The organism is Mumia xiangluensis (assembly GCF_010994095.1).
Taxonomy (GTDB): domain Bacteria; phylum Actinomycetota; class Actinomycetes; order Propionibacteriales; family Nocardioidaceae; genus Mumia; species Mumia xiangluensis.
In genome coordinates this window covers 96,423-111,756 of sequence record NZ_WJYO01000005.1, presented here as the reverse complement: position 1 = coordinate 111,756, position 15,334 = coordinate 96,423, and the positions used below count along the sequence as shown (strand labels likewise).

The 15,334-nt window shown below is 71.3% G+C and carries 13 protein-coding genes; 11 read left to right on the top strand and 2 right to left on the bottom strand.

Annotated features, from left to right (window positions below; all coding sequences use genetic code 11):
* Window positions 1–159 precede the first annotated feature (159 nt).
* The 7 genes from GH747_RS15965 (at window position 160) to nagB (ending at window position 7,877) form a co-directional block, all read left to right on the top strand.
* The gene (locus GH747_RS15965; RefSeq protein ID WP_228552957.1) at window positions 160–1,332 is read left to right on the top strand and encodes an ROK family transcriptional regulator; all 1,173 of its coding nucleotides are present in this window, start codon (window positions 160–162) and stop codon (window positions 1,330–1,332) included.
* Window positions 1,333–1,425: 93 nt separating this feature from the next.
* Window positions 1,426–2,676, top strand: a complete 1,251-nt coding sequence (locus GH747_RS15960) for an extracellular solute-binding protein (protein ID WP_149770619.1) — start codon at window positions 1,426–1,428, stop codon at window positions 2,674–2,676.
* A gap of 132 nt (window positions 2,677–2,808) precedes the next feature.
* Window positions 2,809–3,762 (top strand): carbohydrate ABC transporter permease, encoded by a 954-nt coding sequence (locus GH747_RS15955; RefSeq protein WP_149770618.1) that lies wholly within the window; start codon window positions 2,809–2,811, stop codon window positions 3,760–3,762.
* The gene (locus GH747_RS15950; RefSeq protein WP_149770617.1) at window positions 3,759–4,613 is read left to right on the top strand and encodes a carbohydrate ABC transporter permease; all 855 of its coding nucleotides are present in this window, start codon (window positions 3,759–3,761) and stop codon (window positions 4,611–4,613) included. Before GH747_RS15955 ends, GH747_RS15950 begins: the two co-directional genes overlap by 4 nt.
* Window positions 4,610–6,118 carry a glycoside hydrolase family 3 protein gene (locus tag GH747_RS15945; protein WP_149770616.1) on the top strand — a complete coding sequence of 503 codons (1,509 nt, stop codon included), beginning with the start codon at window positions 4,610–4,612 and terminating at the stop codon, window positions 6,116–6,118. Before GH747_RS15950 ends, GH747_RS15945 begins: the two co-directional genes overlap by 4 nt.
* Window positions 6,115–7,110, top strand: coding sequence for an ROK family protein (locus GH747_RS15940; protein WP_149770615.1), 996 nt, complete (start codon window positions 6,115–6,117; stop codon window positions 7,108–7,110). The genes GH747_RS15945 and GH747_RS15940 overlap by 4 nt, the downstream gene beginning before the upstream one ends.
* Window positions 7,098–7,877: a glucosamine-6-phosphate deaminase gene (gene nagB / locus GH747_RS15935; RefSeq protein WP_149770614.1), complete on the top strand. Its 780-nt coding sequence runs from the start codon at window positions 7,098–7,100 to the stop codon at window positions 7,875–7,877. The genes GH747_RS15940 and nagB overlap by 13 nt, the downstream gene beginning before the upstream one ends.
* 63 nt (window positions 7,878–7,940) lie before the next feature.
* On the opposite strand, the gene GH747_RS15930 is transcribed toward nagB, so the two are convergent.
* Both GH747_RS15930 and GH747_RS15925 read right to left on the bottom strand, forming a co-directional pair.
* On the bottom strand, window positions 7,941–9,134 hold the full coding sequence (locus GH747_RS15930) for a hypothetical protein (RefSeq protein ID WP_149770613.1): 1,194 nt from the start codon (window positions 9,132–9,134) through the stop codon (window positions 7,941–7,943).
* A gap of 170 nt (window positions 9,135–9,304) precedes the next feature.
* Window positions 9,305–10,378: an ABC transporter ATP-binding protein gene (locus GH747_RS15925; RefSeq protein WP_149770612.1), complete on the bottom strand. Its 1,074-nt coding sequence runs from the start codon at window positions 10,376–10,378 to the stop codon at window positions 9,305–9,307.
* A gap of 191 nt (window positions 10,379–10,569) precedes the next feature.
* Here GH747_RS15925 and GH747_RS15920 point away from each other — a divergent pair, with 191 nt between their 5' ends.
* The 4 genes from GH747_RS15920 to GH747_RS15905 are packed head-to-tail and all read left to right on the top strand — an operon-like array spanning window position 10,570 to window position 15,312.
* Window positions 10,570–11,163, top strand: a complete 594-nt coding sequence (locus tag GH747_RS15920) for a hypothetical protein (RefSeq protein ID WP_149770611.1) — start codon at window positions 10,570–10,572, stop codon at window positions 11,161–11,163.
* Window position 11,164: 1 nt separating this feature from the next.
* Window positions 11,165–13,390 (top strand): bifunctional polysaccharide deacetylase/glycosyltransferase family 2 protein, encoded by a 2,226-nt coding sequence (locus GH747_RS15915; protein ID WP_149770610.1) that lies wholly within the window; start codon window positions 11,165–11,167, stop codon window positions 13,388–13,390.
* Window positions 13,391–13,400: 10 nt separating this feature from the next.
* A complete protein-coding gene (locus tag GH747_RS15910) occupies window positions 13,401–13,892 on the top strand; it encodes a PH domain-containing protein (RefSeq protein ID WP_149770609.1) in 492 nt (163 codons plus the stop codon).
* Window positions 13,876–15,312 (top strand): PH domain-containing protein, encoded by a 1,437-nt coding sequence (locus tag GH747_RS15905; RefSeq protein WP_149770608.1) that lies wholly within the window; start codon window positions 13,876–13,878, stop codon window positions 15,310–15,312. The genes GH747_RS15910 and GH747_RS15905 overlap by 17 nt, the downstream gene beginning before the upstream one ends.
* Window positions 15,313–15,334: the final 22 nt, after the last annotated feature.

The following is a 15,334-nucleotide window of genomic DNA, read 5'->3' as shown; positions in this document are numbered from 1 at the left end:
TGAGGATGGGACGGAATCCGCCGTCTCCCAGTGTCGCACCGTCCCCCAACCGGGTCAATCTCGGGCGTACGCCGGCCTGGCCGCCGCTGTCGGCCGCCATCAGGTAACGAATGGCTAACGAGGCTTGACCGATGTTTGTTAGTAGGGTGAACTAACAACGTGATCGGACGTACGACAGACCCCGGCGACGCACGCGGCACGACGCCGCTGCGCCCGCGTTCTGCGCGCCGGTCGTCGGAGAAGATGCTGCCCGCGGACACCCGCCGCCACCACCTCTCGCTCCTCCTCCAGTGCCTCGCCGACACCGGGCCCCTCAGCCGCGCCGACCTCGCTCGCGCCACCTCGCTGACCCGGGTGACGGTGTCCGACCTCGTGGCGGAGCTGCTGGCGGACGGCCTCGTCGCCGAGCTCGGGACCAAGCCGGGTGCGCGCCCGGGCAAGCCGGCGACGCTGCTCGGTCTGGTCCACGACGCCGTCCTCATCGTCGCCCTCGACCTGTCGGACGACACCGTCCTGCAGGGCGCCCTCATCGACCTGCACGGCGAGATCGTCACCCGGGACGCCGTCGAGCTCGGGTCGGCACGCGGTGACGCCGCCGTGGACCTCGTCGTCGCCCTCGTCCAGCGTCTCGTCGCCACGTCCGAGCGCCCGGTCCTCGGCGTCGGCATCGGCACTCCCGGCGTCGTGGACGACAAGGGAGTCGTCCGCCAGGCGCCCAACCTCGGCTGGTACGAGCTGCCGCTCGCCGAAGCGGTCGGCGCGCGCGTCGGGCTGCCGGTCTCGATCTCCAACGACGCCAACATCGCCGCGCTCGCCGAGTGCACCTTCGGCGCCGGCAACCCCGACGGCCTGATGCTCGTCGCGATCGGGCACGGCGTCGGCGGCGGCATCCTCATGGACGGCGCGATGCTGGGCGGCCCCCTGCTGTCGGCGGGCGAGATCGGCCACGTCGTCGTCGAGCCGGGCGGCGCTCCGTGCGCCTGCGGGAACCGCGGCTGCCTCGAGACGGTGCTGGCCGTCCCTCACCTGCGTGACCGCCTCGCCGCGGTCACCCCCGACGCCGTCGCCTCCGAGCTGGAGGCGGTCGGCACGACGCTGGGCGCGGTCCTCGCACCCATCGTCACCACGCTCGGCATCACCGATGTCGTGCTCTACGGCCCCGCCGAGCTGCTCGACGGTCCCCTCCTGGGGGCCGTCCGTGCCGCGGTGGCCGAGCGGAGCATGCCGGTCGTCGCTGAGCATCTCGACGTGCGGATGGCATCGCTGGCACGCGACGTCGTTCTCACGGGTGCGGCGGCGCACGTCCGCTTCACCCAGCTAGGGGTGGTCTGACGCCGATGTCTCCAACGACTGCCATCACACCCTCTCCTCACCCCCAGTAGGCCTCCCGCCCCCGTGGAGCCCTCACCCCCGAAGGAAGCAACCATGAAGAATCTCACCCGCCTTGCGGTGCTGGGCGTGGCCTCGGCTCTCGCGCTGACCGCCTGCGGCAGCTCGGACTCCGACGACTCCGCGTCGGGCGACAAGGTCATCAAGCTCTGGCTCGCCGGCGAGACCGACACCCCCGAGGCACTGACGAAGTGGCTCGAGAAGGAGTACGAGGCAGACAACGAGGGCACCGACCTCAAGATCGAGCACATCGACTGGGGTCAGCTCGTCCCGCGCCTGCAGACCGCCCTGAGCGACGAGAACCAGACGCCGGACGTCTTCGAGGTCGGCAACACGCAGTCGCCGACGTTCACCTCGGTGGGCGCCTTCACGGATCTCACCGACAAGGTCGGCGAGCTCGGTGACGACATCGGCCCGGAGAGCTTCGTCGAGGCGGGCGCGTACGACGGCAAGCAGTTCGCCGTTCCCTACTACTGGGGCTCGCGCTACGTCTTCTACAGCAAGAAGGCGTTCGCCGACGCCGGCATCGCCCTCCCGACGACCCTCGACGCGTTCAACACCGCGGTCGTGGAGCTGAAGAAGAAGTCGGGCGACAAGAACTACTCCGGCTTCTGGGTGCCCGGCCAGGACTGGCGCAACGGCATCTCGTGGATCTTCGCCAACGGTGGCGACATCGCCGTCCAGGAGGGTGACTCCTGGGTCGGCAAGCTGTCCTCGGCCGAGAGCGTCAAGGGCCTCGAGGCCTGGAAGAACCTCTCCGACAACGCCAGCGCCGCTCCGAAGGACGGCCTCGACGCCGAGGCGTGGGTCCCCTTCAACAACGGCGAGGCCGCGGCGTTCATGGCTCCGGGCTGGGCGCGCTGGAGCGTCCCCGAGGAGATGGCTGCCGACCTCGGCGGCTTCGCGCTGCCGGGCAACGACGGCGCTGCGGCTCCGGTGTTCGCCGGCGGCTCGAACATCGGCATCTCGGCGAAGTCCAAGAACCAGGACGAGGCATTCGCGCTGCTCCAGCTCATCTACAGCGACGAGTACCAGTCGCTGCTGGCAGAGAACGGCCTCGGCCCGGCCAACCCGGAGTTCACCGCCAAGATGGGTGAGGACGAGTTCGCGAAGTCCGCGGTCGACGCGGCCTCGAACTCGAAGCTGACCCCGACCTCGCCGAACTGGACCGAGGTCGAGACCAGCCAGGTCATGGAGGAGTTCTTCGGCAAGATCGCCGGCGGCGCCGACATCGCGAAGACGGCCGCCGACTACGACGCCAAGCTCGCCGAGATCCTGAACAAGTAGTCGAGGCTCGACACGCAAGGCCCGGGACCCGTCCCGGACGCAACACAGGCGTGCGGAGCCCGTCGCGACCTTCCCCCGGCGCGACGGGCTCCGCATCCCCTTCCACACGACAGGCAGACGATGGCTCAGGCGATGACAGACACCGAAGCGCCCCCCGGGGTCCCTGCGACCGCGCCTCCACCGGTGCGGAACCGCCGGCGGCGCCCCGCGCCGTACCTCCTGCTCGTCCCGGCCCTCGCCACCCTGCTCCTCGGCCTCGGCTACCCGCTGGTCCGGCAGGTCGCGATGTCGTTCCAGGAGTTCGGCCTCGCGCAGCAGTTCGGCACGGCCGACCCGGGCTGGATCGGGTTCGACAACTACGTCGAGATCCTCAGCGACCCGACGACCTGGGCGGTGATCGCCCGATCGGTCGTGTTCTGCTTCGCCGCCGCGTCGCTGACGCTGGTGATCGGCATGGGTGTCGCGCTGCTGATGCGCTCGATCTCCACCGTGGCGCGGCTGATCCTGCAGGTCTCGATGCTCGCTGCCTGGGCGACGCCGCTCATCGCGAGCCTGACGGTCTGGAACTGGCTGTTCGACACGCGCTACGGCGTCGTGAACTGGCTGCTCGTCAAGATCGGCTTCGAGGGCATGGAGGGCTACTCCTGGCTCGCGAACCCGTGGACCTTCTTCCTGGTCGCCGGCGTCATCGTCGTCTGGATGAGCGTGCCGTTCGTGGCCTTCAGCCTGTACGCGGCGCTGACCCAGGTGCCCGAGGAGACCCTCGAGGCGGCACAGCTCGACGGCGCGTCGCGCACGCAGCGGTTCCGTCACATCATCGTCCCGACCATCCGCCCCGTCCTCTCGATCGTGATGCTTCTCCAGATCGTGTGGGACCTGCGGGTGTTCGCCCAGATCAAGTACCTCCAGGGAGCCGGCGGCACCGTCAGCGAGACGAACCTGCTCGGCACGTACCTGTACCAGCTCGGCATCGCCCAGAGCGAGTACGGCGTCGCGTCCGCGGTCGCCATGGTGATGCTGCTGCTCACGCTCGGCCTGACCTTCGGCTACGTCCGCTCCCTGCTGCGTGAGGAGCGCGCATCATGACGACGACCACCACCCGTACGCGCCGTCGCCCCGGTCGTACGCTGCTGAGCACGCTGGCGATCGTGATCGCCGCCGTGTGGGCTTTCCCCGTCTACTGGATGGTCAACAGCTCGTTCCAGACCCTCGGGCGGCTCCGCTCCCCCGAGCCCGCGTGGCTCCCGTTCGGCGGCGACACCAGCCCCGACGCGTACGGGCGCGTGGCGGACGCGTCCTTCTGGGACGCCATGCAGCTCAGCCTGACGGTCACGCTGCTCGCGGTCGGAGCGGGTCTGGTGTTCGCGTTCCTCGCGGCGCTGGCGATCTCGCGGTTCCGCATCCGCGGCAAGACCGCGTTCATCGTCGTCATCCTCATCGTGCAGATGATCCCGGCCGAGGCGCTGTTCATCTCCCAGTACAAGATGCTGTCGGGATGGGGCCTGTTCAACACGGTCGCGGGCTTGACACTTCTCTACCTGGCGATGATCCTGCCGTTCACGATCTGGATGCTGCGGGGCTTCGTCGCGGGCGTCCCGGCAGAGCTCGAGGAGGCAGCGATGGTCGACGGCTGCAGCCGGTTCCGGGCGTTCTTCACGATCACCTTCCCGCTGCTCGCTCCGGGCCTGGTGGCCTCGGGCGTGTACGGCTTCCTGCAGTGCTGGAACGAGATCACCCTCGCCACGGTCGTGATGGACCCGTCGAACCGGACGATCCCGCTGTGGCTGCAGGGCATGACCACGGTGTCCAACCAGGCCATCGACTGGCCGGCCGTGATGGCGGGAGCGACGCTGGTCGCGATCCCCGTCATCGGGCTGTTCATGTTCGTCCAGAGCAAGATGACCAGCGGCATGGTGTCGGGGGCGGTCAAGGGATGACGGCCGACGTCGCCGTGCGACGCAGCGCGCACCGGGTCGTCCTCGGTGCGTTCGAGGGCACCGAGGTGCCAGCCTGGCTCCCGGGCCTGGTGGAGGACGGCCTCGGCGGGATCTGCCTGTACGGCAACAACCTGACCGCTGACCCCGCCGACGTCGTCGCGCTCGCTCAGGCGCTGAGCCTGGCTGCGCCGTCGCTCGTCCTCACGCTCGACGAGGAGGGCGGCGACGTGACGCGGCTCGACTACGCGACGGGCAGTCCGTACCCGGGCAACGCCGTCCTCGGCCGCGCCGACGACCTCGCGACGACCACGGCAGTCGCCGCCGCGATCGGCGCCGAGCTGAAGTCGGCGGGGATCTGGCTTGATCTCGCGCCCGACGCCGACATCAACTCGAACCCCCGCAACCCCGTCATCGGCACCCGGAGCTTCGGCGCCGACACGGCTCTCGTCGCCCGGCACACCGCTGCGTGGGTGCGGGGTCTGCAGGGCCAGGGTGTCGCCGCGTGCGTCAAGCACTTCCCGGGTCACGGCGACACAGCAGCCGACTCGCACCTCGCGCTCCCCCGGGTCGACGCCGACCTCGACACGCTCCGTACGCGTGAGCTGGTCCCGTTCGTCGCCGCGATCGAGGCAGGTGCGGCGACGATCATGACCTCGCACATCGTCCTGAGCGCGCTCGACCCGTTCCTCCCGGCGACGCTCAGCCCGGCCATCCTGACCGGGCTGCTGCGCGACGAGCTCGGGTTCGACGGCGTCATCGTCACCGACGCCCTCGACATGGCGGGAGCGAGTGCCACGATCGGCATCCCGGCCGCCGCGGTCGCCTCGCTCGCTGCCGGCGCCGACCTGCTGTGCATCGGTCCTTCGCTGCGTGGACGCGGCGCCGACGACATCCTCGACGTGGTCGAGGCGGTCGTCGCAGCCGTCGAGGACGGGACGCTCTCCGCCGCGCGCCTCCACGACGCAGCCGGCCGCGTCGACGCCCTCGCGGCGACCTACGCGACCGGACAGGTCCCCGCGGACCCGTCGGTGGTCGAGGCGGGCCTCGTCGCCGGCCGGCGCGCGGCTGCTGAGGCCGTCGACGCGATCGACACGCTCCCGGCCGGCACACCGCTCGTCGTGCGGCTCGACACCGGCTCGAACATGGCCGTCGGCGACGCGGCCTGGGGCGAGCTGGGGCTGCCCGGCGCGACGGTCCTGACAGTCACCGACGACGCGCCGGTGATCGACGAGCTCGTCGGCCACGACGGTCCCGTCGTCGTGGTCGCACGCGCTGCCGCCGCGGACCCGCGAGCCTGGGACTGGCTCACCGCGCTCGTCGCGGCTCGCCCGGACACGCTGCTCGTCGAGCTCGGCTGGCCGTCGCCGGAGGTGGAGGCCCTCCCCCACGTCGTCCGGGGCTGGGGTTCGGCGCTCCCCCCGTCACGCGCGGTCGGCGAGGCCATCCTGGCCGCATCAGCACCCGCTTCCGGCGCGACGCCCGGACCCACCGGAGAAGGACGATGAGCGCCGTCAGGATCGGACTCGACATCGGCGGCACGAAGGTCCACGGCATCGCGGCCGACGCCGTACGCCCTGACGAGGTGCTGGCCGACGTCCGCACGCCCACCGTCCTCGGTCCGGCCGGCGTCGTCGCGACGACGCTCGAGGTCGTGAAGCGCCTCGTCGACGCCCTCCCGGCCACGACCGAGATCGTCGCGGTCGGTGCTGGCATCCCCGGCGCCGTCGACGCCGACGGGATCCTCACCAACGCGGTCAATCTCGACATCACCGAGCCGCTCGACCTCCGTGGGGCGCTCGCCAGCGCCCTCGGTGTCCCGGTCACCGTGAACAACGACGTGAACGCCGCCGCCCGCGGTGTCGCGACGTGGCTGCGGTCGCAGGGAGAGCGCGAGGACGTCGCGCTCCTGTCGGTGGGCACCGGGCTCGCCGCAGGCTTCGTGCTCGACGGGCGACTGCGCCGCGGAGCGTACGGCGTGGTCGGCGAGGTCGGTCACCTGTCCGTCGTCGCCGACGGGCCGCGGTGCACCTGCGGGCAGCACGGCTGCATCGAGCTGTACGCGTCGGGGCGTGGGCTGGCACGCCAGTGGCCGTACGTCGGTCCAGGCCCGCAGCCGGTCGCCGTGTTCGATGCCGCCGACGCCGGCGACGAACGCGCGATCGCGATCCGTGAGACGTTCGTGCACTGGCTGTGCGAGGCGATCCGCATCGTGGCACTCAGCGTCGACCCGGCGCGGGTGGTGCTCACAGGCGGCGTGATGCGACTCGGGGAGCGCATCATGGAGCCGCTGTTCGCGCAGCTGGACTCCGACGAGGCAGTCTCGCCGTTCGTGGCGAGCCTGCGCCTGCGGGAGCGCATCGTCGCGCTCCCGGTCGACTACCCGGCCGCTGCTCTCGGGGCGGCCGAGCTGGCGACGACAGGCACGCACGAGCCGGCTGCGACGCAGCCTGCAGACGAGACAACGAGCACGGAAGGAACGTCGACGTGGAGGTCGTGATCTGCGAGTCCGCCGAGGAGATCGGGCGGCACGTCGCCGACGTGTTCGCGGCGGTGCTGCGCGGGCCAGCCCCGGTGATCGGGCTGGCGACGGGATCGTCTCCCCTCGTCGCGTACCAGGAGCTCATCCGCCGGCACCGGGAGGACGGGCTCTCGTTCGCCGGTACGACCGCGTTCCTGCTCGACGAGTACGTCGGCCTCCCCGCGGGGCACCCCGAGTCGTACGCCGCGGTGATCCGCCGCGAGCTCACCGAACACGTCGACATCGATCCGGCCGACGTCCACTCCCCCGACGGGGGCGCGGCCGACCTTCCCGCCGAGTGCGCGCGCTACGACGCGGCGATCGGCGCGGCCGGCGGCGTGCACGTGCAGCTGCTCGGGATCGGCACCGACGGGCACATCGGCTTCAACGAACCGATGTCGTCGCTGTCGTCGCGGACCCGGCCGAAGACGTTGACGCAGCAGACGCGTGACGACAACGCACGGTTCTTCGGGTCGGTCGACGAGGTGCCGCGGCACGTCCTGACGCAGGGTCTCGGCACGATCGGCACCGCTCGCCACCTCGTCATGGTCGCGACGGGGACCGCGAAGGCGGAGGCGGTCGCTGCCGCGGTCGAGGGCCCGCTCTCGGCACGCTGCCCGGCGTCGATCCTGCAGTGGCACCAGCACGCCACGGTGTTCGTGGACGAGGCGGCGGCGTCCGAGCTCGAGTTCGCCGACTACTACCGCCACGCCCTCGCCCACAAGCCGGAGTGGCAGGGCTTCTGACCGGCCGCTCGGGGCCTCCGGAGCGCCTGTCCTCGCTCTGGCCCGTCGCGCTGTGCGGCGCGATCAGCTGCGGACCGATCGTCGGAGACTCCACGCATCGCGACGCGACGATGGGATGAGCTGCGCCGGCCTGTTCGGCAACGATGGCGAGCCGAGGTGGAGCATGGCGATGTCGGAGTCGAGAAGGGCTTCCCAGCCGCCGATCGCATCGGCGACGATGACCACCTCCTCGAGCGTCCGGATCGTGGCCAGTGCCTCGACACCGACCACGCTCGGGGAGTGAAGAAGCTGAATCACCCGCAGCGTTTTGTGACCGGCCAGCGACGAAAGATCGAACGGTCCCACCGAGTTGAGCGTCAGCTCTTCCATGCTCGCGAAGGCCGGCGATGACGGGATCCGCGTCAACCGCCGCGACAGGTCAGCACGGAAGACCCTCAGGTGACCCGTGACCCGGCTCAGCATCTCGTCATCGACCGCGGCGACGAACAGGCAGCGCAACGACGGCAGCACGAGGCCCGATACGGCGTGTGGTGCCCGACTGTGCAGCGTGTGCAGCGCGGCGAGACCGGAGAGGTCGACGTTGTGGCGGGGACGCGCGCCCAGCATCCTCAGCTCTCGGAGCTCGGTGAACGATCCGAGCGCGCGAAGGTCGATCGCGGTCTCGCCCAGCGACAGCCACCGTAGGTGGGCGGCGAGCGGAAGCAACGGGTCCAGGTTCTCCGCGCCGCGTGGTGGCGTGAGGGCCAGGTGCATCGACGCATCGACGATTGCCGTCAGCTCGTCAGAAGTCGGCCAGCGCTCTGCGAGGTGTGCCAGCAGACTCCCGTCCCGAGTCGTGGACGTGGTGAAGTCGCCTGGTTCCGGCAACCTGACGAACTCCGCGTCGATGTCCGCGAGCAAGTCGCGCAGCTCAGCATCGTCCGGCCGCTCGCCTGCCTCGATGACGGCAGCGATGACCGCGCGTGCCCGGCGGAGCGTGCCGTCACCTGCCGTCCAGCTGCGCGGCCAACCGCAGCCGCAGACGTCATCGAGCTCGTCGACGCCGTACGTGCCACCGCGTGTGGTGCTCGCGAGGACGGCTGCCGCCACAGCACGGTCGCGTTCATCACCGGTCGCGCTCGCGCCGCGCTCCAGCAGCGGGGCCATGGCGTCGCGCAAGTGCGGCTTGAGTTGCTTGCGCTTCGGCATGCTGGTGACCTCGACCAGTAGCGCGCGGCCCGCCGCGTTCCCGGAGATGCCCGTCGTCCAATAGCCCACCGGCGCATTCTTGCAATGACAGTCGCGCACAACCGCGCTGCCTCGCTCCGCGGGCGCCCGCCCGCGCCGGTTAAAGCAAACCGACCGAATCCAATGAGGGATTCGGTCGGTTTGCTCGACAGCGCGGAGGGGTCGGCCCTGGCGCCGCCGGAGGGCGATGTATGCGGGCGTCAGCCGAGACGCAGCCCGGTCTCCTTCGAGAACACGTGCAGGCGCTCCGGGTCGACGGTCAGGTGGACGACCTCACCGATGCGCGGCGGGGTCCGCCAGTTGACGCGGCTGACCAGCGCCTGATCCAGACCGCCGTGCTTCATGTGGCCGTACGCGAACGCGTCCGAGCCGAGCTCCTCGACGACGTCGACGACGGTCGCGATGCCGTGGTCGCCGAGCGCCATGTCCTCCGGGCGGACGCCGAGCGTGACGACCGACGCGTCGGTCTGCGAGAGCACCTCGCGCGAGATCGGCACGACCGTGTCGCCGACCTTCACGCCACCCTCGGTGACGTCGACGTCGAAGAGGTTCATGGCAGGCGAGCCGAGGAAGCCCGCGACGAACACGTTGTTCGGCCTGTCGTACGTCGCGCGCGGGGTGTCGATCTGCTGGAGCACGCCGTCCTTCATCACTGCGACCCGGTCACCGAGCGTCATGGCCTCGACCTGGTCGTGGGTGACGTAGACCGTCGTGGTGCCGAGGCGCCGCTGCAGCTGCGCGATCTGCGCACGGGTCTGGACACGGAGCTTGGCGTCGAGGTTCGAGAGCGGCTCGTCCATGAGGAAGACCTGCGGCGAGCGGACGATCGCGCGACCCATGGCGACGCGCTGACGCTGACCGCCGGAGAGCGCCTTCGGCTTGCGGTCGAGGTACTCGGTGAGACCGAGCATCTCGGCGGCCTCGGCCACGCGCTGCTTGATCTCGGACTTCGAAGTGCCCGCGATCTTGAGCGCGAAGCCCATGTTCTCGCCCACGGACATGTGCGGGTAGAGCGCGTAGTTCTGGAAGACCATCGCGATGTCGCGGGACTTCGGGGGGAGGTCGGTGACGTCGCGGTCACCGATGAGGATCCGACCGGCGTCGACGTCCTCGAGCCCTGCGAGCATGCGCAGGGAGGTGGACTTGCCGCAGCCCGACGGGCCGACGAGGACGAGGAACTCACCGTCCGCGACCTCGAGCTCGAGCTGGTCGACTGCCGGGCGCTCCTGGCCGGCGAAGACGCGGGTTGCCTTCTGGAAACTGACTGATGCCATGGCGTACTACATCCCTTCAGCGGCAGGAACGTGCCGCACGATCCGAGTGAAGTGGAGACGACCCGGGGCCGGGCCTGCGCCTATTGTTGCCGAGGAAGACATATCCGTCCATGGGTCTGCCCGAACCGTTATGGACCATCGGGCACGCGACGCTTCCGAGGGTCTTGCCGCCGCTGATAGATTCGGCCGCTGTGACCCCGCCCCCCGCCCCGCACGGCCCGGCCTCCGAGCCGGTGTTCGTCGACGCGTCCGGCCGACGAGCCGGCCGCGCTCGCCGCTGGGCCCTGATCGTCGCCCTCCCGGCTGCGGCGTACGTGATCGCGCTCGGCAGCAGCGTCCTCGGCGGCCCGACGCTCCCGTCGGCGCTCCTGCCGCCGACGGTCCCGGAGGCGGCACAGCCTGCGCAGCCCCGCTCCCCCGAGCCCGACCGCGGCACCTCCGCGGGCGACGGCGACACGGACTCGGCGGCTCCTTCGAACGGCACGACGAACGACGATCCCGCGAGCGATGACCCGTCCAGCTCGAACGACGACGGGTCGAACGACGACGGGTCGAGCGATGACGGGTCCGACGACCGCCCGTCCACGCCGTCGCCCACGGAGCAGGTGACGGCACCGGCCCCGACCACGCCGGCACCCACGACGTCTGCTCCCTCGCCGACCCCCGGCCGGCCCACGTCGCCGGGGAACAGCGACGAGGCCCAGGCGGAGCACAAGAAGCCGGCCGAGGAGCGCGGCTCGTCGTCGACGGCGCCCGGCAAGGCCAAGGCCACGGCCACCCCCTGACATGACCTCCGGCACGCCCCGCCACCGCACGGTGCGCGACATCCGGCCGCGCGCGCACTGGGTGCTCCTCGCGGTCCTGCTGCCGACCCTGGCAGCGGCTCTGCTCGTGCAGGGGTACGCGCGCCACATGTTCGGGTCGACCCCGGACGGAGCGGTGACCGGCTCCGGCTCGTCGGACGGTGTGCCGGCCGAGGTCGTGGAAGGCGGTCCGGTCGTCGACGCGCGCGGCGACACGGTCCGTACGCTGTCGCCCGGCCCGAGGTCGGTCGCGCTGACGTTCGACGACGGCCCGGACCCCCGCTGGACGCCCGAGATCCTCGACGTGCTGAAGGAGCACGGCGTCCACGCCACCTTCTTCGTCGTCGGCACCCAGGTGGCCGACCATCCTCGACTGACCCGTCGCATCCTCGACGAAGGCCACGAGATCGGGATGCACACCTTCTCGCACGCCGAGCTGGACGCGGTGCCGGCGTGGCGGCGCAGTCTCGAGCTGCGGGAGTCACAGCTGGTCCTCAACGGAGCCACCGGGACGACGAGCGCGCTGCTGCGCCCCCCGTACTCGTCGACGAACGACGCCGTCGACGACGGCCAGTGGGCGGTGCTCCGCGAGGTGTCCGGGGACGGCTATGTCGCCGTACTCTCCACGCTCGACAGCCAGGACTGGCGCCGTCCAGGCGTCGACGCGATCGTCGCGAACTCGACGCCCGAGGGCGACGCCGGCGAGGTCCTCCTGCTGCACGACGCCGGCGGCGACCGCAGCCAGACCGTGGCTGCGCTCGACGAGCTGCTCCCGCAGCTGAAGACCGACGGGGTCACGGTCGGCAGTGTCGGCGAGACCACCGGCCTCACCGGCACCGCTGGCGCAGCCTCTCCGGTCCAGACGTGGCAGGGCCGCGCGCTCCTGTTCGCGTTCGGGGCCAGCACGTGGATCCTCCGCATCCTCAGCGTGGCGCTCCTCGCCGCCGGAGTCCTTGCGGTCGGGCGCTCGCTCCTCCTGGTGGTGGCCGCTCGGCGTCACCGTCGCCGCAGCGTGGACCGCTGGGGGCCTGTCCCGACGCCCGCCGAGTGCCCGCCGGTCACGGTGGTCGTGCCTGCGTTCAACGAGAGTGCAGGCATCGAGGCCGCCGTACGCTCGCTGGTGGCCTCCGACGTCGCGGTCGAGGTCATCGTCGTGGACGACGGCTCGACCGACGACACGGCTGCCGTCGTCGAACGGATGGCCCTGCCCGGGGTGCGGCTCATCCGTCAGCCGAACGCCGGCAAGCCCGCCGCGCTCAACACCGGCATCGCCGCCGCGTCGCACGAGATCATCGTGATGGTCGACGGCGACACGGTCTTCGAGCCGGCCACGATCCGCCACCTGGTGCTCCCGTTCCGTGACCCCGAGATCGGGGCCGTCTCGGGGAACGCCAAGGTCGCCAACCGGGGCGGCCTCCTCGGTCGCTGGCAGCACATCGAGTACGTCGTCGGGTTCAACCTCGACCGCCGCCTGTTCGATCTCGCCGAGTGCATGCCGACCGTGCCTGGTGCGATCGGCGCGTTCCGTCGTTCCGCGCTGGTCGCCGTCGGCGGGGTCAGCGACGCGACGCTGGCCGAGGACACCGACCTCACGATGGCGCTGCTGCGCGACGGGTGGCGCGTCGTCTACCAGGAGGAGGCCCGTGCCTGGACCGAGGCTCCCGCGACCCTCGGGGCGTTGTGGCGGCAGCGCTACCGCTGGTGCTACGGCACCCTGCAGGCGATGTGGAAGCACCGCGGCGCCTACACCCAGGGCGGCCGCGCCGGCCGTTTCGGCCGCCGCGGCCTCACGTACCTGATGCTCTTCCAGGTGCTGCTCCCGCTGCTCGCACCGGTCGTCGACGTGTTCGCGATCTACGGGCTGATCTTCCTCGACCCGCCCCGTGTGATCGGCCTGTGGCTCGCGTTCCTGGGGCTGCAGCTGGCGACGAGCGTGTACGCGTTCCGCCTCGACGGCGAGCGTCTCGCGCCGCTGTGGACGCTCGCGCTCCAGCAGGTCGTCTACCGCCAGCTGATGTACCTCGTCGTCATCCAGTCGGTGTGGACGTCGCTCGCCGGCGTGCGGCTGCGGTGGCAGCGGATGGAACGGTACGGATCCCTGCGTGCACCGACGGCTCCCGCCGGGGACGACCCACCCGCGGGTGAGCGACCTGCGCCCGTCACCGCGTCGTCCTTCGCCTCGGCAGGAGCGGGCGACGACCCTCGGTAGGGTCGGACCTGTGGACCCCCTCTTCGCACCACCCGCCGAGTCCTGGCACCCGGTCTCGACCAAGCTCCGTACGCTGCACCGGCTGCTGTTCGTCGTCTGGACGCTCGTCATCGCGATCGTCGTCGCCGCCGTGGTCGCTCTCGTCCTCCAGTGGTGGTGGCTGGTGGCGCTGATCGTGTTCGCCGCCACCGTCGTGATCGTCTGGGGCTGGCTGTGGTCCGCACGCAACCAGGCGGCGTGGGGCTACGCCGAGAACGCCGAGGACCTGTGGATCCGCCACGGCGTCGCGTGGCGGCAGATCGTCGCGGTCCCGTACGGACGTGTCCAGTACGTCGACGTGGCCGCAGGGCCGCTCGAGCGGTCGTACGGCATCGCCACCGTCTCGCTGCACACCGCCAGCTCGCAGACCTCGGCCGTCATCCCCGGGGTCCCGGCCGACGAGGCCACCCGTCTGCGCGACCGCCTCACCGAGCTCGGGAAGACTCGTGGCTCCGGGATCTGAGCAGGCACCGCTCCCGTCCTCGGGCGCCCCGGAGGCGGTCGGCGAGCGGACGCACCCGGCGAGCGCGCTCGTCCGGGTGTGGATCTGGGTCGCTGCCGGCCTGGTCGCGTTCGGGCGCGACGTCGTCGAGGGCGGCGAGAGCCGCAGTCTGCTGTCGATGCTGTGGATCGGCCTGGCGATCGTCGGTGCGGCTGCGCTCCTCGGTGTCGCGTTCGGCTACCTCTCGTGGCGGTTCACCCGCTACTTCATCGACGGACGCGAGATCCGCATCGAACGCGGCATCCTGACGCGCACGTCGCGGCGAGCGCCGTACGAGCGGATCCAGTCCGTCGACATCGCCGAGCCGTTCGCCGCCCGCGTCTTCCGCCTCTGCGAGCTGCGCATCGAGCTGGCCGGCGGCGACGACTCACGGGTCTCCCTCCAGTACCTCCGCCACAGCGAGGCCGACCGCCTGCGCGCGATCCTGCTCCAACGCGCGTACGAGGCGGGGTCCCAGGCGGTGCGGGAGTTCGCCGCGCCCCCCGCAGGGAGTGGCCCCGTGGCGGCCGACCCGACCGAGGCCGGCGCCGCGCCGGTGCCGGTGCCGGTGCCGGGAGCCTGGCACCTCGACCAGACGCCGCCGATCCTCGTCGTGCCCCCGACCCGGCTGGTGGTCTCCACGGTCGCGTCGGCGGAGTTCCTCGTCCCGGCCGCATTCCTGACGGCGCTGGTCGTCGGAGGTGTCGTGTTCCCGGGCGTGATCGTGTTCGGCGTGGTGCCGCTGCTCCTGTGGGCCGGCCAGGTGATCATGTCGAGGGTCATCGCCCAGTGGGACTTCACGCTGCGGCGGGCACCCACCGGCCTGCACGTCACGCGCGGGCTGCTGTCGCGGATCTCGCAGACCGTCCCGTACGACCGGGTGCAGGCGGTCGTCGTCCGACAGGCCGCGTTGTGGCGGCCGCTTCGGCTCGAGCGCGCCGAGGTCACCGTCGCCGGCGGGTCCAACGACTCCGACGACTCGGGCAGTGCGACGCTCGTCCCGGTCGCGACGCCGGGCGAGGTCCGGATGGTGATCGGCGAGCTGTTCGCCGACGTCGACCACGCTCGCGTCCCTCGCGTGCGCGCACCAGGAAGGTCGTGGCTGTTCGCGCCGGTCGGGTGGCGTTTCCGCGCCGCGGGCTCGGACGCCCACGGGTTCGTCGCCGAGTCGGGCTGGATCATGCACCGCACCGATGTGCTCCCGCACGCGAAGACGCAGTCCGTGGCGATCAAGCAGGGTCCGCTGCAGCGCCTGCGTGGGGTCGCCGACATCGAGGTCCACACGCCGGACGGGCCGGTCGCAGCACACGCGCGCTCGCTCGACGCGACGGACGTACGCGGTCTCGCGACCACGCAGCTGGCCCTGGCACGGCAGGCACGAGAGGCGCTCGGCGAAGGCTGACCGCTCCGCTCGCCGCTGCCTC

Bases quoted from the DNA above. Each gene is read 5' to 3' on its own strand.
- GH747_RS15960 (WP_149770619.1), top strand. From the start codon at position 1,426: ATGAAGAATCTCACCCGCCTTGCGGTGCTGGGCGTGGCCTCGGCTCTC.
- GH747_RS15955 (WP_149770618.1), top strand. From the start codon at position 2,809: ATGACAGACACCGAAGCGCCCCCCGGGGTCCCTGCGACCGCGCCTCCA.
- GH747_RS15950 (WP_149770617.1), top strand. From the start codon at position 3,759: ATGACGACGACCACCACCCGTACGCGCCGTCGCCCCGGTCGTACGCTG.
- GH747_RS15945 (WP_149770616.1), top strand. From the start codon at position 4,610: ATGACGGCCGACGTCGCCGTGCGACGCAGCGCGCACCGGGTCGTCCTC.
- GH747_RS15940 (WP_149770615.1), top strand. From the start codon at position 6,115: ATGAGCGCCGTCAGGATCGGACTCGACATCGGCGGCACGAAGGTCCAC.
- GH747_RS15925 (WP_149770612.1), bottom strand. From the start codon at position 10,378: ATGGCATCAGTCAGTTTCCAGAAGGCAACCCGCGTCTTCGCCGGCCAG.
- GH747_RS15915 (WP_149770610.1), top strand. From the start codon at position 11,165: ATGACCTCCGGCACGCCCCGCCACCGCACGGTGCGCGACATCCGGCCG.